Origin of the sequence: Marinobacter sp. ST-43 (assembly GCF_030541085.1) — a bacterium.
Classification (GTDB): Bacteria; Pseudomonadota; Gammaproteobacteria; order Pseudomonadales; family Oleiphilaceae; genus Marinobacter; species Marinobacter nauticus.
On record NZ_JASSVO010000011.1, the window covers coordinates 1 to 22,698 of the forward strand.

The 22,698-nt window shown below is 59.2% G+C and carries 21 protein-coding genes; 6 read left to right on the top strand and 15 right to left on the bottom strand.

The genetic code is table 11. The annotated features are described in order from the left end of the window. Window positions 1–106: 106 nt before the first annotated feature. Window positions 107–1,105: a hypothetical protein gene (locus QPL98_RS13280; protein WP_303293406.1), complete on the bottom strand. Its 999-nt coding sequence runs from the start codon at window positions 1,103–1,105 to the stop codon at window positions 107–109. Window positions 1,106–1,357: 252 nt separating this feature from the next. Then, window positions 1,358–1,753, bottom strand: a complete 396-nt coding sequence (locus QPL98_RS13285) for a hypothetical protein (RefSeq protein WP_303293407.1) — start codon at window positions 1,751–1,753, stop codon at window positions 1,358–1,360. Between the two features lie 241 nt (window positions 1,754–1,994). On the opposite strand from QPL98_RS13285, the gene QPL98_RS13290 reads away from it, so the two are divergent. Both QPL98_RS13290 and QPL98_RS13295 read left to right on the top strand, forming a co-directional pair. Beyond that, a complete protein-coding gene (locus QPL98_RS13290) occupies window positions 1,995–2,282 on the top strand; it encodes a hypothetical protein (RefSeq protein WP_303293408.1) in 288 nt (95 codons plus the stop codon). Between the two features lie 2 nt (window positions 2,283–2,284). Next, entirely contained in the window at window positions 2,285–2,923 is a 639-nt protein-coding gene (locus QPL98_RS13295; protein WP_303293409.1) for a metallophosphatase domain-containing protein, read from the top strand. Window positions 2,924–3,221: 298 nt separating this feature from the next. On the opposite strand, the gene QPL98_RS13300 is transcribed toward QPL98_RS13295, so the two are convergent. After that, on the bottom strand, window positions 3,222–4,103 hold the full coding sequence (locus tag QPL98_RS13300) for a DMT family transporter (RefSeq protein ID WP_303293410.1): 882 nt from the start codon (window positions 4,101–4,103) through the stop codon (window positions 3,222–3,224). Window positions 4,104–4,457: 354 nt separating this feature from the next. Here QPL98_RS13300 and QPL98_RS13305 point away from each other — a divergent pair, with 354 nt between their 5' ends. Beyond that, window positions 4,458–5,405, top strand: coding sequence for a LysR family transcriptional regulator (locus QPL98_RS13305; RefSeq protein ID WP_011787214.1), 948 nt, complete (start codon window positions 4,458–4,460; stop codon window positions 5,403–5,405). Between the two features lie 28 nt (window positions 5,406–5,433). Here the strand turns inward: QPL98_RS13305 and QPL98_RS13310 are convergent, their stop codons facing one another. The 3 genes from QPL98_RS13310 to QPL98_RS13320 all read right to left on the bottom strand — a co-directional run bounded on the left by QPL98_RS13310 (window position 5,434) and on the right by QPL98_RS13320 (window position 9,896). Beyond that, the gene (locus QPL98_RS13310; RefSeq protein WP_206854505.1) at window positions 5,434–7,935 is read right to left on the bottom strand and encodes an acyl-CoA dehydrogenase; all 2,502 of its coding nucleotides are present in this window, start codon (window positions 7,933–7,935) and stop codon (window positions 5,434–5,436) included. A 154-nt stretch (window positions 7,936–8,089) separates the two neighbouring features. Continuing rightward, window positions 8,090–8,980: a prenyltransferase gene (locus QPL98_RS13315; protein WP_303293411.1), complete on the bottom strand. Its 891-nt coding sequence runs from the start codon at window positions 8,978–8,980 to the stop codon at window positions 8,090–8,092. A gap of 28 nt (window positions 8,981–9,008) precedes the next feature. After that, a complete protein-coding gene (locus QPL98_RS13320) occupies window positions 9,009–9,896 on the bottom strand; it encodes an AEC family transporter (protein WP_011787210.1) in 888 nt (295 codons plus the stop codon). Window positions 9,897–10,082: 186 nt separating this feature from the next. On the opposite strand from QPL98_RS13320, the gene QPL98_RS13325 reads away from it, so the two are divergent. Then, window positions 10,083–11,264, top strand: a complete 1,182-nt coding sequence (locus tag QPL98_RS13325) for a MalY/PatB family protein (protein WP_303293412.1) — start codon at window positions 10,083–10,085, stop codon at window positions 11,262–11,264. On the opposite strand, the gene QPL98_RS13330 is transcribed toward QPL98_RS13325, so the two are convergent. From QPL98_RS13330 to QPL98_RS13340, 3 genes are read right to left on the bottom strand one after another with little or no spacing between them, the layout of a single operon-like run. Continuing rightward, window positions 11,252–11,809, bottom strand: coding sequence for a carbohydrate-binding protein (locus QPL98_RS13330; protein ID WP_303293413.1), 558 nt, complete (start codon window positions 11,807–11,809; stop codon window positions 11,252–11,254). The two genes, QPL98_RS13325 and QPL98_RS13330, sit on opposite strands and share 13 nt — an antisense overlap. Continuing rightward, the gene (locus tag QPL98_RS13335; protein ID WP_031211504.1) at window positions 11,802–12,797 is read right to left on the bottom strand and encodes a DMT family transporter; all 996 of its coding nucleotides are present in this window, start codon (window positions 12,795–12,797) and stop codon (window positions 11,802–11,804) included. The genes QPL98_RS13330 and QPL98_RS13335 overlap by 8 nt, the downstream gene beginning before the upstream one ends. Window positions 12,798–12,814: 17 nt before the next feature. Beyond that, entirely contained in the window at window positions 12,815–14,260 is a 1,446-nt protein-coding gene (locus tag QPL98_RS13340; RefSeq protein ID WP_303293414.1) for a succinylglutamate desuccinylase/aspartoacylase family protein, read from the bottom strand. Between the two features lie 192 nt (window positions 14,261–14,452). Here QPL98_RS13340 and QPL98_RS13345 point away from each other — a divergent pair, with 192 nt between their 5' ends. Then, window positions 14,453–14,611 (top strand): YqaE/Pmp3 family membrane protein, encoded by a 159-nt coding sequence (locus QPL98_RS13345; RefSeq protein WP_014423048.1) that lies wholly within the window; start codon window positions 14,453–14,455, stop codon window positions 14,609–14,611. A 2-nt stretch (window positions 14,612–14,613) separates the two neighbouring features. Here the strand turns inward: QPL98_RS13345 and QPL98_RS13350 are convergent, their stop codons facing one another. Next, a complete protein-coding gene (locus QPL98_RS13350; RefSeq protein WP_303293415.1) occupies window positions 14,614–16,251 on the bottom strand; it encodes an MBL fold metallo-hydrolase in 1,638 nt (545 codons plus the stop codon). A gap of 296 nt (window positions 16,252–16,547) precedes the next feature. On the opposite strand from QPL98_RS13350, the gene QPL98_RS13355 reads away from it, so the two are divergent. After that, complete coding sequence (locus QPL98_RS13355; protein ID WP_014423046.1) at window positions 16,548–16,973, top strand: thioesterase family protein; 426 nt, start codon at window positions 16,548–16,550, stop codon at window positions 16,971–16,973. 3 nt (window positions 16,974–16,976) lie between these two features. On the opposite strand, the gene QPL98_RS13360 is transcribed toward QPL98_RS13355, so the two are convergent. The 5 genes from QPL98_RS13360 to QPL98_RS13380 form a co-directional block, all read right to left on the bottom strand. Beyond that, complete coding sequence (locus QPL98_RS13360) at window positions 16,977–18,299, bottom strand: MATE family efflux transporter (RefSeq protein ID WP_022991351.1); 1,323 nt, start codon at window positions 18,297–18,299, stop codon at window positions 16,977–16,979. A gap of 244 nt (window positions 18,300–18,543) precedes the next feature. Continuing rightward, window positions 18,544–19,041 carry a thiol peroxidase gene (gene tpx, locus QPL98_RS13365; RefSeq protein WP_011787201.1) on the bottom strand — a complete coding sequence of 166 codons (498 nt, stop codon included), beginning with the start codon at window positions 19,039–19,041 and terminating at the stop codon, window positions 18,544–18,546. A gap of 120 nt (window positions 19,042–19,161) precedes the next feature. Further along, on the bottom strand, window positions 19,162–20,379 hold the full coding sequence (locus QPL98_RS13370; RefSeq protein ID WP_303293417.1) for a Bcr/CflA family multidrug efflux MFS transporter: 1,218 nt from the start codon (window positions 20,377–20,379) through the stop codon (window positions 19,162–19,164). Between the two features lie 116 nt (window positions 20,380–20,495). Then, window positions 20,496–21,407 (bottom strand): LysR family transcriptional regulator, encoded by a 912-nt coding sequence (locus QPL98_RS13375; protein WP_303293418.1) that lies wholly within the window; start codon window positions 21,405–21,407, stop codon window positions 20,496–20,498. A gap of 80 nt (window positions 21,408–21,487) precedes the next feature. Then, on the bottom strand, window positions 21,488–22,639 hold the full coding sequence (locus QPL98_RS13380) for an alpha/beta fold hydrolase (RefSeq protein WP_303293419.1): 1,152 nt from the start codon (window positions 22,637–22,639) through the stop codon (window positions 21,488–21,490). Window positions 22,640–22,698 lie beyond the last annotated feature (59 nt).

A 22,698-nucleotide genomic window follows, 5' to 3' on the forward strand; every position in this document is an offset into this window, starting at 1 on the left:
CTGAGACTTCGGAGTAAGAAGAGAAACCCCGCGTCGCTACGCTCCGATGGGTGGCAGCCTTGCTCCGGTCCGGGTGGCAGGCTTCACGTGGAATGGGTGGCAACCTTCAGCGGTTTACGCACTCGACGGTGATGAGGCTTACCTCGCCGCTTGCGGCTGATACTTTGCTGGCCAGTGAAGAGTGCAGTTCTGATGGGCAATTATCGAGGATCATGATGGCACGGCGGCCCTCAGCGATAAGCTTGTCCAGTACCGCTGCTGCCGAAGGGTCCGGTTCAGCACCAGTATCCACATAGACTGCGATGGTCCTATCAAGAGCATCTGAACCAACTTTCTCATCGAATAGTGCTTGCACGATCCTCGTCTTCCCGACTCCGGATAAGCCCGTGATACGAATAGCCTTCTTAGTAGACCGAATCAGGTCCCGAATCGCATCGATGGCGTCGTCGATATTGAGTTTTTGGCCTTTTTCTGACGGTAGCGTGATCGTCACGCCCGGTGCAGAAATCAGATTATCAACGACGCCGTGCGGTGGATTGCTCCAAGCGCCATATGGCTGCCAACCAGAGTATCCCTGGCCGAGCTTTCCTTTGACCCACAGCATGATAGAAGGGTGCTGCCGCACCCACTGAATCAGCTTCGAACGGTCGTAAAAGTTCAGGTGAATATTGCGATTGTTGGGATCATCCTTAACGGAATCCCGCATAGCTTTTAGGCGATCCTTGAGCATAGGAGGTGAGCAATCATCACCCAAGCTCACGATGATGTAGCTGCCGCCCTTTGCAGCTTGCTCAGAGATTGTCGTTGACAATTCGCTATCGGTGACCATCTCCTCGGTGATCTTGGCCTTCGGCATCGAGTGCTTCTTGGCTTGTAGGATCGTATCGGATTTTTCAAGAAAACCGGTGTTCAGTGTATCGACGGGAACCTGAACATGGATGTCAATTCCTTCGTCAGAAGCATTGATTGAACCTGACCAGCTTACCCATGCAGGGCTATGGCCTTGCGTTGCCACTTCGGCCTCGGCGAGGCGAGCAACCAACTCCTCAAGCTGAGTATCGGTCAGCCGGAGTAATTCGTCTTTCTCGATGTCAAAAATTGCCACGCATTCACCTAAGTAGAACCTTCAGATGTTTTACCCAGAGGTAATGATCTAATCTAGCCAATACCATGAAGTGTGCCTGTTGGAGCGCTTTTTGTGAAAGGTCTTACCTTGAACCACTTTCGTGGATACATGTTGGTCAACTTGAATGTTCGCTTACGCGACCTCAACGTCCGGCCCTTTCTGGTGTCAGTCTCTGGCCAAGCCATGTTTTCAATCCGACTCAGTCAGTCGGGATTTGATGGTAGCGAGAGCTTAAATGAGTTCGCGATCATGATCTGAGTAGGGTGGCAGATATTCTGCAATTGGAATCCACCAAGGTTCCTCATCAGAAGCAACAACCACAGCCTGATCGTCCAGCAACATAGCATCAGATCGCCCGCAACGAACCTTGTCCTTTATCGTGCCGGTTGGATGGAGGACAGGTAGGTCGAGGAACCAAGCTGGCGTGACTCCATCTACGCCCAACAGTTTCCGAATCGCATTGACTCGCTCTGAGCTGACCAATTTGTGCAACATCAGATCACAGACTTCCGACACAGCCTCAAGAAACGTATAGAGACCTGGCCGCGGTAGTTGAGAGACCGCGTTGCTAATGAGCTTCACTTCGAGATCCATGCAAAGAAGCGTTTTCTGTTTGTGTTTATTCATGATTGAAAGCTCAGTTTATAGAGCTCTTCCAGATCAGTGGTATTGAACTCTAAACCTTCAAGTTGGCCCCAGCGCCAGGGAAGTCATTCGCCTTTTTGCAACTTAGGACTGGCGATGTCCTCTATGTTGGCATACACTGGAAATAAGATAAATATCTGTTTTTAAACATTATTTTACGTTATAAAATATGATGGGTACTGAGCAATCTTTTCGAGAGCATTGACGACTAGCGAGCCAAGATATGAGCACAAAAGCTTCAATTTCCAGCGGCCCGAATTATCACCTGTATTACCAGGAGCTGCTCAGCGCGCAACCAAAGTCCGTTTTTCTAGAGCTGAATAATCCTCAGGAATTCCGAGTCGAAAAAGAGACGTTCAAAGGCAAATCCTGGGACGTGCTTGTTGTTGAAGTCCCATCTGAAGATATGGACAGAATGGCGATCGACTGGATCAAGAAGAGAAAGCTCCAAGGTGCCGTCGGGGGACCCGTTGGCGCTGAGTGGGGCAGTCCAGACTGTCCGTGGGAGTAGCGGTGAGAATTGTTTGCATATCAGACACGCACAGTCTGCATGACAAGATGTTGTCTCTCCCCGATGGTGATGTCCTGGTGCACGCGGGCGACTGCACCGGATCAGGCTCTCTGCCCCAGCTTGATGACTTTACGCGCTGGATGGGCGATCAGCAGCACAAGGACAAAGTTCTCATCGCTGGCAATCACGACCACTGTTTTGTTCGATACCCCGATTGGTCCCGCGAAATGTGTGAGAAAAACGGAATCAGTTACCTCTGCGGGGAAGCGGCAATGATCGGAGGCTTGAAATTTTACGGCTTTCCTTGGCAGCCGATCTTCCGAGGGATGAGCTTCAACGCGAAAGAGGGTGAGAGATGGGAGAGACTGAAGCTTGTCCCTGAGGATACTAACGTGCTTGTGACGCACGGACCGGCATTAGGCATTTTCGACTGGATTCCCGATATCGGTGAACACGTAGGCTGCTATCCGCTCGCCAAGAAAATCGATGAGCTGCGTCAGCTCAAGGCTCACATCTGCGGTCACATTCACGAAAGTTATGGCTTCGCGATTCGAGAGAGCGATGGACTAAAGTTTGCGAACGCGAGCACGTGTGATGCTCAATATCGCCCAGTTAATCCCCCAATCCTAATCGACTTGTGAGAATTATGACGCGGCTGATCATGGCACCTCCTCCTGTGCTGTAATCATAGGCCGAGCGTGTCCACTAGAGTGTGGAAAGTCCACTCTGGCCCTTCGGCCTGCACCGAACGCCCTTTACACTGCGCTCCAACGAGCGTGCTTTAGTAGCATTTAGTAATGCCTGATACTAATTAGTATTCCAAACTACTAATTGCTAATAACGGGTTCTACCCCTATCCAGTGACCTGCCCCTGACTCCGTTTTAGGTCCACCCGGATGGGAGCAGGTCGTCCCTCCGCATCGTGATTGGCAGAGGGCCTCAACCATTCACCGGGTGAGCCCGGAGCACCCGCTGGCTCCGCTGACGCGACCGCAACCCCACCATAATCAGAGGCACCACAATCATGGCACTGCCCACGGCGAACCAGATATCGGGAATTTCATTGAAACCCACCCAGCCAATCAACACTGCCCAGATCAGACCGGTGTATTCAGCACTCGTGACCTGATTGGCGTCCACTTGCTGATAGGCCAGCAGCACGGTGATGTTGTAGCCGAGAATAAAAAAGGAGGAACCGGCGGCACTCAGTAGTATTCCGGGCGACCACTCGGCCCCCTCCCAGAGCGCCAGGGCACCAGCTGCCGGCAGGATCAGCAGGTAATTGAGAAACAGCTTGTGTACCGTTGACTGCTGTTTCGGAAGTTGCCGGACCATGACCGCATTGATCGCCAGTGCCAGTGCGGACCCGAGGGCGGCGATGGCTGCCCAGTTGAATTCCACTGGACGCAGGATTACCACAATCCCAGTGAAACCACTGAATACGGCCATTACGCTCAGGGGCGTCAGTCGCTCCCGGAAAACCAGGGCCGAAAACACCATCACCAGAATCGGTGCGCCGTAGAAGAGTGCGTTGGCGGTAGCCAAGGGCAGATTGCCCAGAGCCACGACCATGCACAGGATGCCACCCAGATGAATATGGGCCCGGAGCGTGTGGATCTTCAGCCCGCTGAACAGCTGATCCCGGTTCAGTTGACCGGCGAGAGGAAGCAAGAAGGCCAGCGTGAGCACACAACGGAGGAAGGCGAATTGAAAGATCGGGGCGCCGGGTTCCAGCAGTTTGATAAACACATCAGACAAAATGGCCATAGCATTGCCGATCACAAGTAGCAGGATGGCGCTATTGACGGTTTTTCCTGACATGATGATCTCCTATGGTCCCAGCTTCGACAGGCGCAAGCCTTATCGCGCTTAAGTGAATGTGATTTAGTGCTGTCACTGCCAGAAAAATCCGGCCCACAACAGCCGACTGACAAACGCCAAAATGAGATAAAACAGGAGAAGTCTCACGTTAAAGTAGTGAGACGCTTTTCCTGATAGGGCCAAAATAGCCGCCCAAGCATTGGTGGCTCTGGCCTGGAGCAATACCACATTTCGTGAGATCGAATCTCAATCTCGAATTGGACTGACACTTGGATGTGGATTCTAGGCGTGCTTAACTATCCGATAAAATGATCAATATTCCCCATTCATTAGAAAATTAGATAATAAGCAGCGATGAGACTCCCACCTCTAAAAGCTCTCCCAGTATTTGAAGCCGCCGCCCGGCTGAACAGTTTTTCAGCGGCCTCGGAAGAACTGGCCATCACCCAGAGCGCGGTCAGCCACCAGATCAAACAGCTGGAAACCTATCTGGGCGAGCGGTTGTTCTGGCGCTCCGGTCGTCGCGTGACGTTGACCGATGAAGGGCGGCAGTATTTCGATGCCATTGGTTCGGCTCTGCTTCAGATTGAGCGGGCCAGTGAGCAGTTGCTGGGGCATGAGGAGAGTCGGTTGCGGTTGTCGGTGTTCAGTTCGTTCGCCGTGCGCTGGCTGGTGCCCCGGTTGCCGGATTTGCAGCGGCTGCATCCGCAGATTGATCTGGCGCTGGAGATGAGTAGCGAGAACCCGGTGTTGTCGGATCGGGTAGCGGATTGTTTCATCACCATTCACCGGGATTCCCGGGCCTACAGTTACGATTTGCTGTACGAGGAGCGGCTGTTTCCGGTCTGTAGTCAGGATTACTGGCAACGTATGCGCCGGGAGCTGGGCCGGGATGTGGAGCCGGAGCGGCGGGATGAGCAACCGGTGTCGCCGGGTGAGATGGCGGGGTTTCCGCTGCTATCCACTCACAGCATTTTCGACCGGCCGGCCGGAGACTGGGAGGCCTGGTACAGCGCGGCAGGAGAATTGATGCCCACGGGCACTCGCGTTCAGCACTTCAGCCATATGCTGTTGGCGCTTGAGGCGGCGCGGTTTCATCAGGGCATTGCCCTGACCAATGACTACATGCTGAGTACCCGGAAGGATTCCGAAGATTTCGTGCGGTTGCCGACGCATTCCGTGGTAACCGGCGACAAATTTTACTTTGCCTGGAAGACCAGCCGCCGGCGGGAGCGCGGGATTCAGACGCTGCGCCGGTGGTTGGTGGATGAGGCGATTCGGGGTGGCTTGAGGGGCGAGTGACCGCCCCTCAATGAGAGGGTAGCTAAGCTCAGCCTTTGGACGGCCGCTCCACCACCTTGCGCTTACCTTTGGCGCTTTTGGCGAGGGATTTCAATCCGTCGGCATCAAAGGCGTCTACGCGGATGACGTCATAGAGTGCCGTCAGGGCTTCTTCCAGTTTCGGGCACTCCTCTGCTTTGACAATGCCCTGGGCACAGGCCCAGTCCACCAGTTCCTTGCGTTGGTGGCCCATCAGCAGGGCGATGCCATCCACTTCGTCTTCGTCCCGGCTGCGGATCGCTTCGTGCAGTTTGTGGCGGGATTCCTCGGTTTCGTTCGCCAGTCGATAGGCGTTGAGTACACGTCCGAGCGGGTCGCTGGGATCGGCATTGATGAAGGTTCCCCGGCTGATGCGCTGGCGCACAGACGTGTCGTTCACGATGGTAGCCGCCACTTTTGCACCGAGCTTGTCATCCGGGCCGTTCAGGCCGGTGGCGCCGAGCGGGAAGACCATCAGCCGCAGCGGCCAGCGCAGGGCGGGCACCGGGAAGTTGATGATGGCTTCACGCATGGAGTCCTGCAGGTCGTGCAGGCAGGTTTGCAGGCACCATTCCACCAGATCCCGTTGGTCGTCCGGATAGCCTTCTTCATGCCATTGCTTGATCACGGCGGTGGCGTAGTAAAGCTGTACGAGACAGTCGGCCATGCGGCCAGACAGCCGCTGGCGGGCTTTCAGGCCGCCACCGACGGTGAGCAGGGTCACGTCGGTCATCAGGGCAAAGGCTGCCGAGAAACGGCCCAGCTGGCGGTAGTATTTCTGGATGTCACCCTGGCGGGGTGCGCTTTCCAGCCAGCCTTTACTCAGGCCCAGAACGAATGCACGCAGGGCATTGCGGGTGGTGTGGGCCAGGTGGCGGTAGAAGATGCCGTCGAACTTCTTCGCTGCTTGATCCTGGTTTTCCATGCCCGCCGCTTCGATTTCCTCAACAATGAAGGGGTGGCAGCGGATGGCGCCCTGGCCGAAGACCATCAGGCTGCGGGTCAGGATGTTGGCGCCTTCCACGGTAATGCCGATAGGCACGGCCTGGTAAGCCCGTGCCAGGAAGTTGCGGGGGCCGGTGATCACACCTCGGCCGGCGACCACGTCCATGGCGTGGTTGATCACTTCCCGCATCAGGTCTGTGTTGCGGTATTTCAGCACCGCTGAAGGTACCGACGGGCGAACGCCCCGGTCCAGCATACCGGCGGTCAGCAGGCGGGCTGCGTCCATCATGTAGGTGTAGCCGGCAATGGGTTCCAGGGCTTCCTGTACGCCTTCAAACTGGCTGATGGAGCGGCCGAACTGCTCCCGGGTGTAGGCGTAGGAACCGGTCGCCAGGCTGGCCAGTTTGCCGGCGCCGGTGCCCAGAGCGGGCAGGGAGATGGAGCGGCCGATGGACAGGCATTCCAGCAACATTTTCCAGCCCTTGCCGAGCATGTCCTGGCCGCCAATTACCTGTTCCATGGGGATGAAAACTTCAGTGCCCCAGGTGGGGCCGTTCATGAAGACCGTGTTCATGGGCAGGTGGCGGGCACCGGCATTCACGCCGTCGGTATCCCGCGGCACCATCACACAGGTGACACCGATCTCGTCCTGCTCGCCAAGCAGGTGCTCGGGGTCGTAAACCTTGATGGCGAGGCCGATCAGCGTAGCGACCGGCGCCAGGGTGATGTAGCGCTTGTTCCAGGTCACTTTCAGGCCCAGCACTTCCTTGCCGTTCCATTCGCCCTTGCAGACGATGCCTTTGTCCGGAATCGCGCCAGCATCGGAGCCGGCGACCGGAGAGGTCAGTGCAAAGCAGGGGATTTCTTCACCCCCGGCCAGGCGAGGCAGGTAGTGCTGTTTCTGCTCGTCGGTACCATAGTGCATCAGCAGCTCGCCGGGACCGAGGGAGTTGGGCACCATCACGGTCACCGCCGCAGACACGCTGCGGGTGGAGATCTTCATGACGATTTCGGAATGGGCGGTGTTGGAAAAACCCAGGCCGCCGTCTTCTTTGGGAATCACCAGACCAAAGAAGCCCTTGCTGCGAATGAACTTCCACACTTTGTCTGGCAGATCGTAGTGTTCGTGGGTGATCTGCCAGTCGTCCAGCATCTTGCACAGTTCTTCCACCGGGCCATCAAGAAACGCCTGTTCTTCACTGGTCAGGTGAGCGGGCGCGGCATCCAGCAGCTTGTTCCACTCAGGTTGGCCGGAAAACAGTTCGCCGTCCCAGTCAACGGAGCCGGAGTTGAGGGCTTCCTGTTCGGTGGGAGACAGTTTTGGTAAGCGACTGCGAACCCAGCCCAGCAGTGGCCGGCTGAGTTTATCCAGGCGCAGGTCGCCAGGGAGGGTTACGAGCAGTGCCAAAGCCAGCAGGATGCCGCCGATCAGAAAACTCAGAATGTGCCAGTCGTCCTGAGCGACACCAATCAGGGTAGCGACGGACATGATGAGGGCGGCAGTTTTGCCACCGATACTGAAGTAAATCAGTACCAGGGCACTGAGAACGAGGAGCAGAACGCTCATGGGCAGACCTCCATATCATGAATGAAATCAGACAGATTTGATTCTTACCATCGGTCAAAGTTCAGTCAGTTGCAAGCGGTTAGCGAGGTAAAAGCCCTTGGGAGAATCGAATTCTTGATTTACAGAATCTTTACGGAGCCCCAGCGGTTCAGGCTCATAGGCTGAGCCCGGTCACCAGCAGCGCCAGGGTGGACAGCAGTACCGCCACGTTGGTGCCCAGCACCCGGTTGAGCTGATCTGGCGTCGCCAGTACCCGAGGTAGTCGAAGACTAATCCAGATTGCTGCCGGTAGCGGTGCCAGGGCGATAAGGCTGGTCATTGCCAGATAGCCACTGACCACACCGGCAACGATGACACCATAGCTGGCAAGCAACAGGCCAGCCACCAGATGGGCGGCTTTTTCGGGGCCAAGGGTAATCACCAGATGGCGCCGGCCAATCGCTCGATCGGCCTCTGCATCCGGTATCTGGTTGATCAGCAACAGCTCACTGACCATCAAGAGCGCTACGAGAGACGCCAGCAGGGCGGAGGTATCGATGCTTGCCCCAAGCGCGATAACGGTGCCCAGCACCATGATGGGACCAAACCCCATGCCCGGTGCCAGCAGGCACAGCAGCGGCGAGCGGGTAATCCAGCGGGTATAGGTGAGCACCAGCACCACACCGGCCGCGCCGAGCACCAGCAGCGGCAGACCCCGCAGCCAGAGAAAATACAGACCGATGGTCACCACCACCGCGAGTGTGCCCAGACCTGCCCAGAGCACGCGCCGGGCAGCAGTCGGCACCTCGGGCAGGGCGCCGCTGCCACCGGAGAACGGGGTGCGCTCGGTGATCATGTCGAGGCCGGAGCGAAAATCGTCGTATTCGTTCAGCAGATTCACCGCCGCATGGGCAAGTACGGCGCCAAGGAAAACCAGAAAGGTGTGTAAAAGTTCGGGCGCCTGGCCCTGTTGCCAGGCGACGGCCAGGCCCAGGCCGGCACACAACGGGGCAAGCAGTAAAAAGTTCGGGCGGGACGCGCGGACCACCGCAAGGGTTTCTGACATTGATCAACTCTCCGGATTGCGGAGAAGCTTACACGTAGCCCGCCGCGAATACCAAGCCCAGCACAATGGGCATTACCACCAGACTGCCCAGGTTGCTCAGCAGCACCAGAGAGGCCACCGCGTGGGGTTCCTGCTGATACTGTTCGGCCACCATGTAATTCAGTACGGCCGGTGGCAGGGCGGCAAAGACCCAAAGGCTGGCAACCTGCAGCCCCGGCAGATCCAGCAGGGCAATCATTGGCCAGGCCAGAATGAGTCCGGAGAGCGGGCAGGCGATGGCGCCGATCAGCCCCAGTTTCCAGTCACTGAAATCGACATCCAGCATGCGGACGCCCAGGGCAAACAGCATCAGTGGAATGCACACACCGCCAAGCATGTTCAGGGTTTCCAGCAGCCAACCCGGCAGCGGGATACCACTGAGGTTCACCGCCAGGCCGGCGATGCTGGCGAAAACGATGGGCAACCGCAGCCGGCGGATTATGGAGGTGTGGGGGTCCAGCATGTACAGGCCTACCGAGAAGTGCAGCAGCATTTCCACGATGAACAGTACGATCGCTGCAGGCAGCGCCGCATCCCCGAATGCCAGCACCAGAATCGGAATCCCCATGTTGCCGGAGTTGTTGAACATCATCGGTGGCAGGAAGGTTTTCAGGTTCAGCTTCAGCAGCCTGGCCACCGGATACAGAATCACACCGGACCCCAGAACCACCACCGTGGCGGCCAGCGCCAGCCAACCGTATTCCTGCAAGGGCGCCTGCTGGTCTGCCAGTACCGCAAACACCAGCATGGGCACGAACAGTTCCATGTTGAGCACATTCAGGCCCTGAATATCCGGTGTCCGGTAACGCCCGTACAAGGCGCCGCAGCCGGCAATCAGGAATACCGGCAGCATGGTGGAAAGAATCTGGCCAATCATGGAAGGGCTCCGATTATTGTTTTTGGTCAACGCAGGTGACTAATCCGTTAGGTTCGCAAGCATCGGGTGGATTGGGCAAGCGAAATTCATGGCTCTTCGACCAAAGCCGGAGCCAAAGCGTCGGTTGCGACGGCGGCACCGGGCCACCACAATAGCGTTTTCACGGAGACAGCAAGCGGAGCCCCCATGAATGGCAGCGTTTTCGATCAGCCCATCGCCAGAGAGCACACCTGTTCGGTAAAGTTTGATGCCCGCAAGGCGGTATTCGGCCGTGACGATGTGATACCGGCGTGGGTCGCCGATATGGACTTCCCGGCCCCGGAAGCGGTCACCCATGCGCTGACCGAGCGGGCGCAGCATCCGGTATATGGCTATACCCTGTTCCCGGACAGCCTTTATGAGGCCATGATCCAGTGGTTTGAAAGCCGTCATGGCTGGAGCATCCAGCGAGACTGGATTGTCATGGCGCCCGGGGTGGTGCCGTCCCTCAACGCGGCCTGCCTGGCCTTTGCCCAACCCGGAGAGGGCGTGATTATCCAGCCGCCGGTGTACCCGCCGTTTTTCAGCTCGGTCAGGGATACCGGCCGGACCGTGATCGAAAACCCTTTGATGGCAGACGAAACCGGTGACTACCGCATGGATCTGGAGCATTTGGAGCAATGCGCCGCCCGGCCGGATGCCAAGGTATTGCTGCTGTGTTCACCCCATAATCCGGTGGGACGGGTCTGGCGCGAGGCGGAACTGGTTCAGGTGCTGGACATCGCGCGCCGTCATGGCCTGGTGGTGCTGTCGGACGAGATTCACTGCGATCTTACCTATCCAGACAAGCCTGCTCATCGGGTGTTGGCGACCCTGGCCGAAGGGGATGATGCGCTGATAACGGCGGTTGCGCCGAGCAAGACCTTCAATATGCCGGGGCTGGGCCTGTCGGCCCTGGTGATTCCGGATCCGGAGCGCCGCAAGGCCATGAAAACGGTGTTCGAACGGCTGCACCTGCCGCAGTGTAACCCGTTCAGCATCGCCGGGTTCGAGGCAGGCTATCGCCATGGTGGTCCCTGGCGGGATGATCTGATGGCCTATCTGAAGGGCAATCGTGATTTCGTGGTGCAGGAGGTTGACCGCCGACTCACGGGTATCCGCACCTCGGCGCCGGAAGGCACCTACCTGATCTGGCTCGATTGCCGGGGCCTGAAGCTGGACGACACCGCCCTGAAACGCTTCTTCGTGCAACGGGCGGGGGTTGGCCTCAATCCGGGACTCAGTTTCGGCAGCCAGGGCAGCGGTTTCATGCGTCTGAACATCGGCTGCCCGAGAGCGGTACTGGCGCAGATTCTCGACCGTATTGAGGCAGCCCTTCAGGGCAGCTGATTTTCCAGGGAGCAGTGATCTTCAACCAATTGCCATCGCGGCGGCGTATTCATCCCGGGCATATCGCCGCTGGTCGGGCGGATCGCCTTCCAGATCTTGCCACCATGGCTGGCTTCGCTGCCCACGGTGTAGCGCTCTGAGAACAGCCACTGGTCGGGCTGCTCGCACAGTTCGTTGTCACTGGACGATTCCGAGGCTGGTGAATCCGGGCTGCCAGTGACTGTGCCTGTCTGCGCTGTTTGCCCGGTTTCTACATCGGACTTGTCGATCGGGGCCGGGGGCGCAGCCTCGCCGGAGCATTCGGGGGCAGAATCGAGCTGTTTCCAGTCGAAGGTAATGCCCGGTTCCAGGCCCTGGTGTAGCTCCCGGGACTGGTACCACTTGCCGCCATGGTGCACCACCGCTCCGGCCGGGTAGTAGCGGGATGGCGCCCATTTGGACTCATCCGGGTCGCAGGGGGCTGCCGCGACGTTCAGGGAAAGAGCGGCCAGCATCAGGGTAATGATGGCCGGCCAGGAATATGAAGAGGCGGTTTGCCTAGTCATTCGGCTCTCCTTTATCCAGTGCAGTGACAGGCGGGCGGGACAGACGCCGGCCGGTTCGGGTCGCCAGTATCAGGCCTCCGAGTATCAGCAGTCCACCCACCAGATGAAACAGGCTGAGGTTTTCCCCGAGAAAAACCACCGCCAGCACAGAGGCATAAACCGGCGTAAGGTACATGAAAATGGCAGCCCGGGCAGGGCCAATGCTGTGTACGCCATGATTCCAGAAGGCGTAGGCGAGAATGCCCGGAAAAATCGCAAAATAGATCAGAGGAAGGGCGGTACTTTGTGACAGGGCAAAGCCGCCGCTGAAGAACAGAAAATCGACCAGGTAGACTGGCGCGAGAATCAGGGTGCCCAGCAGGATCTGCGTGGTGAGGAAGGTCAGTGCCGGCAGTGGCACCGCTTGCCGGCGCAGCAGCACCGAGAACAGGCCCCAGCTGAACACCGCAGCCACCATCACCAGATCGCCGGGCTGGGCCTGCAGGCCGGTCAGCACCGACACATCGCCGCGGGCAATCACGCACAGAATGCCGGCCAGGGCCATGGCAATGCCCAGTATCTGAATCGGGCGGGTCCGGTCACCCAACAACAGCCAGGCCAGCAGTGCGACAAAAATCGGGATAGTGGCGTTGATCAGCGCGATGTTGGTGGCTGTCGTGGTCATGGCCGCGACATAGAGGAGGGAATTGAAAGCGGCAACGCTGAAGGTGGCCAGTGCAATCATGGACCCGAGGCGCTGACGAATCACCTGCCGGTGGCGCCAGATACCGGGTAAGCCGAACGGCAGGATAATGGCCAGGGCCAGTACCCAGCGCCAGAACGACATGGACAATGGCGGAATATGCTCGACCGTGCCGCGGGCCACCACGGCGTTGCCGGCCCAGAACAGCGGTGTCAGCACCAGACCGATGTAGGCCAGGGTTTGCCCGGAGTTTTGCGTTGTGGCGTTCAGGTCAGACACTCCGTCTCCTGCTGGTTCCGTGCCCATGGAAAACGCCTAGCATACTACTCTCCGGGTACTTGTGCCTCCGTACCTATGTGGTAGGCGGCAAACCCTGCCATCACTACCTGATCCACCGCCATGCCGATGACCCGGCCGTCCGAGGAGGCGCGAATCGGATGCTGTTCGTTGGTGATTGGATCGGCGACATAACCCAGTACCTCGCCCTCGGATACCGTCGCTCCCAGCTTGATTTCGCTGAACAGGATGCCGCCGTGCTGGGCCCGGATCCAGGTAGAGTCGTAATACACCGGCTCCGGATCGCCCCAGACAAACATGCGGGAAATCATGCCGTGCTTTTCCATCAGACTGTTGAGGCTGTTTACGCCCGCTTCGATCTGGTGTTCCTGGATGCGCAGGGATTCCCCGGCCTCCAGTGTCACGGTGCGGATTCCTGCTTCGGTAGCCGCGGTACGCAACATGCCGGGTGACCCGGAACTGTGAACCACGGCCATCCGGTCAAAGCCCCGGGTGAATTCGGCGACATCCGGATTGTTCATGTCGGCCCGGAGTTGCGGCAGGTTGGTGCGCTTGAGTGACCCGGTGTGAATATCCACCAGCATGTCGCAGTGCCGGATAACGTTGTTAAACAGGGAATGGGCAACGCGGTCGGCCAGTGTGCCGTCCTGGGTGCCGGGGAAATGCCGGTTCAGGTCGCGACGATCCGGCAGATAGCGGCTGCCCTGCTGAAAGCCGGTGAGGTTCACGATGGGCACGCCGATAACCCGGCCACTGAGTTTCTCCGGGTTCAGGTCGTACATGCTGCGACGGACAATTTCGATGCCATTGAGCTCGTCACCATGAACCGCGCCGGTCAGGCACAGGGTCGGGCCCTGGTTAACGCCATTGACCACCAGCACCGGGGTAATCTGGGACAACCCGGCGATCTGTATACCGGGCGACCAGGCTAACCGGGTGGCGGTGCCTGGCAGAATTTCCTTGCCCAGCAGCGTGAAACTCTCCGCCGGCACAGGTGCTGCCGGTTCCGGCTCCTTCTCGGCAACATCGTCCGGGGACGCCGGGGTGTTGCTCTCGGCCGCGTCGGCTGTCCCGGATTGTATTTCGGTCTGAGGTTCCGGCTGCACGGCAGAATCCCCGGAATCGCTTGCCTCGGGCTCCGGCTCCGGCAGCGGGGCCACTTCTTTCAGGTCGATATTGGGTGCGATTTCACGGGGCTTGTTGGCTGCCTCCGGTGCCTCCACCGGGGGTGCCTGCGGGCTGCTCTGTTCGCTGGTTGTCTCAGCCTGGGCGCGTGCCTGCGCAGAGCCCCGGCGGGGTTCCGAGTGCTCAACATCCTCAACGTTTTCATCTTCCGCCAGATCGGCCACCAACAGGGCGGTGGCGTCTGCCTTGGAACTGACTGCCTCGGCCAGCACGGCGGGCGTCGCCAAAACCAGGAGTGATGATGTGAGTGCGCTAGTGATGGAATATCTGAGCCTTGCTCTCAGCATAAGTCCTCAATTACCTGACGATGTGGCCCCAAGGATAGGGATGAGCCTCAATCATGAATACGGCTGTGACAGAGGTTTAATGCCACTTTCATGAAACCGGGCCGAATTTACCCGGTTCAATATGGTGAAATGTCATACCACTGCTATCTTGCAGTGATATGACTGTTTTACGCCCGTCAAGGAGAGAACTGAATGGATCTTTTGCGAATTCTGGTAGCAATTCTGTTACCGCCGTTAGGCGTCTTTTTACAGGTTGGTATCGGCAAGCATTTCTGGATCAACATCCTGCTGACCATCCTGGGTTACATTCCGGGCATCGTGCACGCGGTATGGGTGATCGCCAAGAAGTAGCCTCAGTCTGGCGCGACCACGTGCCAGAGCCCGTCGTCGGCGAACGCCCTGTGTTCGGCTTCCAGCTTCAGCAGGTGCGCGAGCGCTGAGCGGGCGGCCAGGCCGTGAATGGCGGCCGGGACATCGTCATAGGCCCTGGCGGTCAGGTCTTTCAGACTGACCGGTGCCAGCGCCTCCAGAGCCCGCCACACTTTGTGTTCCCGGGACAGCCGGTGGGTGATCAGGTAATCCATCACCGCCGCAGGCTGGCCCATCAGAAAACCATGGGCCGGTGCAATGAAGCGCACAGGCTCGGCCAGCAGATCGTACATGGAATCAATGTAGGCCTTCATATCACCGTCCGGTGGGTTAATCACCACCGTTGATCCCTGCATGATGTGATCCCCGGAAAACAGTAATTCCTGATCCAGCAACAGATAACACAGGTGGTTCGAAGCATGGCCCGGGGTATGCAAAACCTTCAGGATGCCCGCTTCGGTCACAATCAGATCGCCGTGCCCGGGTTGATCATCCGGTGTGAAGCTCGAATCCTGCCCCGCGCCCTCCGGCGCTGGCCAGCCAAATACCCGGCAACCGGTACGGGCCTTGAGTTGGGCCACCGCCGGGGAGTGGTCCATGTGGGTATGGGTAACCACCACCTGATCCACCACACCACCGGTGAGCTCCAGAATCCGTTCGACATGCACGTCGTTCGCCGGGCCGGGGTCCAGCACCGTAAAACGTTCATGGCCAAGGATATAGGTGTTGGTGCCCGGGCCGGTCATCATCCCGGGGTTCGGCGCGGTCAGCCGTACCACCCCGGCGGCAACCTCCACCGGCTCCCCGGGAACAATCTCCGCACGGGTTGATCCTTCACCTTCCGGATCCAGCTTGACTGCCTCGTCATAGGCTGGAGCGTTGGGTTCCAGCATCACCGGTTTGCCCTTGCGCACCGCCGGCCAGGGCTGATCCGGAAACGCCTCCGGGGGATTGGCGTGGGCATAACGCATCAGCTCGCCGGTCGTGCCAAACTCACTCAGTACCCGCAGGGTCCGGATCGTCGGTAACCCCAGCAACCGGGCACCGGCCCGATGTTCCTCAAGCGCCTGAGCCGGCGCAATCCAGACGTGATCAATGGTTTCCGTACCATCATGGCTCGCCACCTGGCCTTCCGGCGCCACCGCTACAAAAAACCGGGTATCAAAACGGCGCGGCGGCCCCGGTGGCGTCACCCAGTGGCTCAGATACGCCAACCGGTCCAGCGGCACCGTCAAACCATGCTTCGCACACAACTGCGCCAGCGAAATCTCCTCCTGAAACAACGCCATTCGCTCACTGTGAACCCCGTGATCGGCGCCAATCAACTGGCCGGACGCATCCTGAGCCAGCAGAATCCCCGCCTCTTCAAAACACTCCCGAACCGCCGCCAGCATGTAATCCGCCCCGCCTTCATCCAGACTCATGGTCTGACTGATGTCGGCATCCTCCACACCCACCACATGAGCCCGCCCCTCAGGCTCCTGCGCATTCACCGCACCCCCCGGGAACACGTAATAACCCGGCAGAAACACCGCATCCCAGGTGCGTTGCAGAAGCAGGACTTCAATACCGTTATCGGTATCACGGGTCAGAACCAGGGTGGCGGCGGGGCGGATGTTCATAAGGCTCTCTGTCTTTTTGCTGTTTTTATGGTGCGCGTTCAAGGCCAGGATGAGGGCGTAGGGATAAGCTTTCCAAAACCTTGCGGAGCCATGGATGGCGGAGCAGAGCGTACAGGGATGTATACACAGCGTGTTTTGGAAAGCTTATCTCTACGGCCGACCGAACCAGCATTCGCGGCGCTACGACGTTTACAGCAAGATACCCGAACAACCCACAGGATGAGAAGCGACAAAGGTCGGAGTATGATGCACCCCCATCACTCAATCGCACCAAGCGCACCCCAGGGGACCCCAAAGTGGCCAGAATCAAACTCGACTTTCCCGACACCGCCTTCACCTTCGAAACCCGCCTGCCGGTCCGCATTACCGACATCAACGGCGCCAACCACCTGGGCAACGACGCGCTGATCTCCATGCTGTCTGAAGCGCGCGCCCAGTTCCTGGTGGAGCACGGCATTGAAGAGGCGGGCCACGATGGTGTGGGCATCATCGTCACGGATCTCGCGACCATGTATCAGGGTGAGTCCTTCTACCCGGACCTGCTGCGCTTTGAAGTGGGGCTGATGGATTTCAACAAATACGGCGGTGATTTCGTGTTCCGGGTCACCAAGGCCGACAGCGGGCAACCAGTGGCGCTGGCCAAGTACGGTTTCGTGTTCTTTAACTACCAGAGCCGGGAAGTAACCCCCATGCCCGAGAGCTTCCGCGCCCGGTTTGCCTGAGTATTACCCCTGCTGGCGCAACCGGCTCATACCCTGGCGATACAGGCTATAGGCCATGGTGCCGGCCAGCAGGTTGCCCACCAGAGCGCCGGACATCAGCCCGGTCAGCCCGGCCAGTTGCCCGCCAATCCAGAGCAGGGGCAGATAGCAGGCGAATAACCGCAGAGTGGAAATCAGCAGTGCGCGCATGGGCATGCCCAGTGCGTTGTTCACTGACACCATCAGAATACACACGCCAAGCCCGCTGTAGCTCAGTGGCACTCGCAGCAGATAGCTCACCAGAATGTCCTGCACTCCGGCATCGCGGCTGAACAGGCCAGAGACGAAGCCGGAGGCGGCCAGCCAGATCAGCCCGATGGCCAGCTGCCAGATCACGATAAAGCGCACCGCAATGCGAACCAGCTTGCGGATCTTCTCGACTTCTCCTGCCCCCAGCATGCGGCCGATCATTGGCGGCATGGACATGGTCAGGGCCAGCACTACCACAATGGAAAAGAACTCCAGACGAGTGCCCAGCCCCCAGGCGGCCACCGCAGCAGAGCCGAACCCTGCCACCAGTGCCGTGGCCAGCATGGCTGAGATAGGTGGCATCAGCTGGCTGACCATGGCCGGCGCCATGATGCCGCCAAGCTGGCGTACAGCCTGAGCCAGTTGCAGTTGGAGCAGGTCGAATCTTAGCCACTGGCGTTTGAGCAGGGTCGGGTAGACGATCAGCGCGCCAATGCCGAAGGCGGTGATGGTGGCCCAGGCGGCGCCGGGCAGACCCCAGCCGAACACGAAGATGTACAGCGGGTCCAGGGCGATGTTGAGCAGGCTGGTGATGATCATCATGTAGCCCGGCAGGCGGGTGTCGCCATTGGCGCGGCACACAGCGTAGCTGAAGTAGACCATGGCGCCGGTCCAGGCGGAGAGTAGCCAGGGTGCCCAGTATTCCCTGATGACTGGCCGCAGGGCCTGTTCGGCGCCGAGCAGGTCCAGGATCAGGTTTTGCAGGAGCCAGACCGACAGGCATAGAAGGAAAGCCAGGCCGGCCCCAATGGCGACCACCAGGCCGCCCAGGCGTTGGGCGCGCATGTCGTCGCCCTGGCCCAGTGTGCGGGAGATGATGGCGGTGGTGGCGATGCCCAGCCCTACGTACATGCCGCTGACCAGTTGTTGCATGGGCACGGTAAAGCCCAGCGCTGCCAGCGGGTCGCGGCCGAGTTGGCCGACGAAGGCGCTGTCGGTGAGCTGGAAGGTCATCAGCGAGAGCACGCCGAAGAGCATGGGCCAGGTCATGTGGTAGAGCTGGCGGCCCAGGGAGGCGTTTTGCAGGTGGTTTTGCACGTTAGCTTGGGGGCCTTGGTATTGAGTGTGGTGGGGATTCTAGCAGTTCATATATTGAGTGCATGCACCCGGGTGGGGATGTCCTTCCAAAAACCGCTCCTGCGGCACATCCGTGTGGCGCTTCTGCTCCGCCATCCCTGGCTCCGCAAATTTTTGGAAGGACATCCCCACCCGGGTGCCCCAACCCCGGAGGTTTACCAGTGCCGAAGGAGTACGTTTGGCACTGGCTTGAGAGGGGGTTGGCTCAGAGCACACTCAAAGCCGCATCGTAATCCGGCTCGTTCTTGATCTCGTTGACCAGTTCGCTGTGGATTACCTTGTTGTTCTCGTCCAGGACCACCACCGCACGGGCGCAGAGGCCGGCGAGGGGGCCGTTCTGGATAGCGACGCCGTAGTCCTGCTGGAAGCTGTAGTTGCGGAAAGTGGACAGGGTTTCCACGTTTTTCAGGCCTTCGGCGCCACAGAAACGGGAAGCGGCGAAGGGCAGGTCGGCGGAGATGACCAGTACCACGGTGTTGTCGAGGCTGCCTGCTTTTTCGTTGAACTTGCGGGTGCTGGCGGCGCATACGCCGGTGTCGATGCTGGGGATGATGTTAAGGATTTTGCGTTTGCCGGCCCAGTTGTCGAGTTTGACTTCTTCCAGTCCGCTGCTGGTCAGGGTGAAGGGCGGTACGTTGTCGCCCGGCTGGGGGAATTTTCCGCTCAGTTCAATGGGGTTGCCGTCGAGGGTGACGTTGCTCATATGCTGCTCCTGAGTTTGTTGAGAGTTCCTTGGCTTTATGTTCTGCAACTTACTCTGTGTAGCTTACTTTGGATGACTTTTCATCCCCGACTTTAGCTGGATCATGCTCGTGCGAGCCTTTCAGGCGCTGGCTTTTCCGGTTTCGAAGGCTTTCGCCGGGTAGCGCTGTACCAGCAGCAGGTAGCCGATCATGGCCAGGCCGGCGCAGGTGGCGATGACGGTGGCCATCACCAGAGGGGTGCCATTGTGCAGGGCTCCGACGATGGCGCCGGCGATGGCGGCGGCGCTCATCTGGATAAATCCAAAAAGCGCGGAGGCGGAGCCGGCCATGGTGGGGAAGTTGGCCAGGGCGCCGGCCATGCACTGGGGCAGTACCAGGCCGGTACCGGCCATGAAGATGGCCTGGGGAATCATCACCGCCCACGGGCTGTAAACCTGTTGGTAGGCCAGGAGCGCCATGATGGCGCCGCCGGCCAGAGCGGTGATCAGACCGTAGAACAGGATCTGATCCGGCCCCAGGTAACGCGCCAGTCGGATGGAGCCCAGATTACCAGCGATGTAGCCCACCACGATGGCGGCGAAGTAGAAGCCGAAGTGCTCCGGCTGAACCCCCAGTACGTCAATCAGCACGAAGGACGCGCCAGACAGGAAGGCAAACAGCCCGCCGTAGATGGCGGCGTTGGTCAGGGTGTAGCCAATGAAGCTGGCGTCGGTGCTGATGCGCCGGTAGTTGGCGAACAGGTGGCACAGGCGCAAGGGCTGGCGATACTCCGGTTTCAGTGGCTCAGGGATGCCAAAAGCGGTGACCGCCGCCATGACGAGGGCGTAGCCGCCCATGGCGATGAAGATCCAGTGCCAGCTGAGACCGCCGACCATCAGGCCGCCCAGGGTAGGGGCCACTGCCGGGGCCAGGGCCATGATGCTGGCGAGCAGGGCGAGGATTTTGGCGGCTTCCCGGGGGATATAGATGTCGCGGATGATGGCGCGACCCAACACAGGGCCAGCGGAGCCGCCCAGGGCTTGCAGGAACCGGAACAGCTGCAGGGTTTCGATATTGTTGGCCAGGGCGCAGCCGATGCTCGCAACAGTAAAGAGCAGGAAGCCACCGATCATGATGGGTTTGCGGCCAAAGCGGTCGGCCAGCGGCCCGCAGATGAGTTGTGCTATGGCGAAGCCGGCCAGGTAGACGCTCAGAGTCAGCTGAACCTGATCGGTGCCGGCATCGAAGTCGGCGCCGATCTGGGGCAATGCTGGCAGGTACATGTCCACGGCCAGTGGCCCGAGGGCGACGGCGGCGGCCAGCAGTATGGTTGTCCAGATGCTTGTGAGTGCTAACACTATTAGTCCTGACTTTAGAGTTGCGCTAGGTCGACGATTGACGTGAAGTCTAGGGTTTATGGTGCGTTTAGATAACGGCTAGTAGCCTCATGCAATACATGAACAAAACTGATTGATTAATCGTTCAGCCCGTTCATGGTCGCTGCAACCGAATTGACCTGGTTGCGCACCCAGCGGTGGGCCGGGTCATTCTGGTGCCGCCGGTGCCATAGCATCAGCAGGGTAAAGGGCTTGTAGTCGAAGGGAAGCGGAACCCAGGCGAAGTCACGCATCAGTTGTGCGCTCATGCGTTCCGGGGCGGTGGCCAGCATGTCGGTGCCGCGGAGGAATTCGGGCAGGCCGGAGAAGTTGGAGACGGTGACCACGTTGCGGCGGTCCAGGCCCTTGGCGTGCAGGGTGTTTTCAAAGCCCGGCCGTTCGCCGATGGCGAACATCAGGGCGATGTGATCGGCTTTCAGGTATTCGGCCAGATCTGTCGGCGCGTTGCGTTGGTTTGGGTCGTAGAACACCACCATGCGGTCCGCCATCAGGCCCCGTTGCATGATGTCCGTGGTTTCCGGTGCGTGCGGGCTGATGATCAGGTCGCAGGCTTCTTTGCGCAGCATGTCGGCGTTGGGGATGCCGGAGGGAATCACCTGTAGCCGGATGCCCGGGGCCTGCTGCCGCAGGATTCGGAGCAGCCCGGGCAGAAGCAGATCCCGCTGGTAATCGTTGGCGGCAATGGTGAAGGTGAATTCCGCCGACGCCGGTTCGAAGGGCGGCCCGGAGGGCAGGGTGCGCAGATCATCCAGCAGTTGGCGGATGTGGGGGCCGGTGCGCAGGGCGTAGTCGGTGGGTACAATGCCGCGCCCTGATTTCACAAACAGGGGGTCGCCGAAGGCCTGTCTCAGGCGCTCGAGGGTGTGGCTCACGGCCGATTGGGTAACGCCCAGGCGAACCGCCGCCCGGGACACGCTGCCCTCATCCAGAACCGCCACAAACGTTGCCAGGGATCGCAGATCCAGGCTCAACATATCAACAGGTTTCATGGGTGGCAGTTTAAAGCAGGGAAGACGGAAAGTCAGCGGTGGAAAGCGCTCCCTGCCACCTGCCGCTTGTGAAAGTAGTATCAGTCAGACCTTGCAGCCAACCAGTCGGCCAGCTCAAGCCAGGACGCCCGGGGCGCTTTGCTTCCGGCCAGTATCCCCATGTGCCCGCCGGGGGCCACCCGGAAGGTCTTATCCGTGGAGCTGACGTGGTCCATCACTCGCTTGGCGGCACCGGGTGTAGCGAGGGTGTCCTCCTGGCCGGCGATGGCCAGTAAGTTGGCGTTTACGTTCTCCAGTCGAGCGAAGTCGTCGCCAATCTGGATCTGGCCTTTGGCCAACTGGTTATCAATCCAGACCCGGACCACGGTGTCCTGAATGACACCGCCGGGGTAGGCCACCATTCGGTCCAGAAAGGCCGAGGTGGTGGCATGGTTGGTGACGAATTCGCGGTCGCCCAGTCGCACGATCAACTCCCAGTAGCCCATCACACTGCCAACCGGGTTGGTTAACTTGAAGCCGATGGTGTTGGCCCAGCCCGGGGTGTGGAACCAGTGCGGTTTCATGTCGTGGAGCCGGAAGCCGGTGCGCTTGCGCACCAGTTCGGCAACGTCTGCAATTCGTTGATACATCCAGCCAATCAGGCCGGAAGCATGGCTGTCGATGGGCAGGCCCAGGACGATGGCGTTGCGGATGTGCTGGTCCTTGCTGAGGGCAGAGTAGAACAGCGTGAACATGCCGCCCATGCTCCAGCCATGCAGTGACAGTTCCTGTTCCCCGCTGTGTTCCCGGACCCGATTCAGATACTCCGGCAGGAATTCGGCAACATAGGTATGCATGTTGTAGTGAGTATGTTCCCGGCTCGGCATACCCCAGTCGATCAGATAGACCTCAAATCCTCTGGCTCGAAGGAAACGTACCAGACTTCGCTGGGGAAACAGATCATAGATCAGCATATTTACGGCCAGAGGAGGAATGATGACGATCGGCGTGCGGTGGGTCTTGCGTTCTACCGGGATCACCATGCCATCCAGTTCAATGAAATCCTCCTCCAGCGGCGGATAGTATCGCAGGCTCACCAGCCCATTGCTGTGCAGGGTTTCGAACGGGGTCTGGCCTGCCTGTACCAGGCTGGCCGCCCGGAAAATCCGGTCGAAGGCATTGCCAGCGTAGAGTGCGCTCTGGCGGGCGAGGCCGGAGGAGGTCTTGATGGCCGATTTCAGGGGGTTGCGCATAGGGTATCCGGTGTAGCTGCGGTTCGTGTGGAGTCAGATAATAGAGTGGATTCATTCCC

What these genes read in the sequence shown, in the direction of transcription:
- QPL98_RS13290 (WP_303293408.1), top strand. Translation starts at nt 1,995, where the DNA reads ATGAGCACAAAAGCTTCAATTTCCAGCGGCCCGAATTATCACCTGTAT.
- QPL98_RS13315 (WP_303293411.1), bottom strand. Translation starts at nt 8,980, where the DNA reads ATGTCAGAAACCCTTGCGGTGGTCCGCGCGTCCCGCCCGAACTTTTTA.
- QPL98_RS13345 (WP_014423048.1), top strand. Translation starts at nt 14,453, where the DNA reads ATGGATCTTTTGCGAATTCTGGTAGCAATTCTGTTACCGCCGTTAGGC.
- QPL98_RS13350 (WP_303293415.1), bottom strand. Translation starts at nt 16,251, where the DNA reads ATGAACATCCGCCCCGCCGCCACCCTGGTTCTGACCCGTGATACCGAT.
- QPL98_RS13310 (WP_206854505.1), bottom strand. Translation starts at nt 7,935, where the DNA reads ATGAGCGTTCTGCTCCTCGTTCTCAGTGCCCTGGTACTGATTTACTTC.
- QPL98_RS13300 (WP_303293410.1), bottom strand. Translation starts at nt 4,103, where the DNA reads ATGTCAGGAAAAACCGTCAATAGCGCCATCCTGCTACTTGTGATCGGC.
- QPL98_RS13305 (WP_011787214.1), top strand. Translation starts at nt 4,458, where the DNA reads ATGAGACTCCCACCTCTAAAAGCTCTCCCAGTATTTGAAGCCGCCGCC.
- tpx (WP_011787201.1), bottom strand. Translation starts at nt 19,041, where the DNA reads ATGAGCAACGTCACCCTCGACGGCAACCCCATTGAACTGAGCGGAAAA.
- QPL98_RS13320 (WP_011787210.1), bottom strand. Translation starts at nt 9,896, where the DNA reads ATGATTGGCCAGATTCTTTCCACCATGCTGCCGGTATTCCTGATTGCC.
- QPL98_RS13340 (WP_303293414.1), bottom strand. Translation starts at nt 14,260, where the DNA reads ATGCTGAGAGCAAGGCTCAGATATTCCATCACTAGCGCACTCACATCA.
- QPL98_RS13375 (WP_303293418.1), bottom strand. Translation starts at nt 21,407, where the DNA reads ATGAAACCTGTTGATATGTTGAGCCTGGATCTGCGATCCCTGGCAACG.
- QPL98_RS13325 (WP_303293412.1), top strand. Translation starts at nt 10,083, where the DNA reads ATGAATGGCAGCGTTTTCGATCAGCCCATCGCCAGAGAGCACACCTGT.
- QPL98_RS13285 (WP_303293407.1), bottom strand. Translation starts at nt 1,753, where the DNA reads ATGAATAAACACAAACAGAAAACGCTTCTTTGCATGGATCTCGAAGTG.
- QPL98_RS13330 (WP_303293413.1), bottom strand. Translation starts at nt 11,809, where the DNA reads ATGACTAGGCAAACCGCCTCTTCATATTCCTGGCCGGCCATCATTACC.
- QPL98_RS13380 (WP_303293419.1), bottom strand. Translation starts at nt 22,639, where the DNA reads ATGCGCAACCCCCTGAAATCGGCCATCAAGACCTCCTCCGGCCTCGCC.
- QPL98_RS13335 (WP_031211504.1), bottom strand. Translation starts at nt 12,797, where the DNA reads ATGGGCACGGAACCAGCAGGAGACGGAGTGTCTGACCTGAACGCCACA.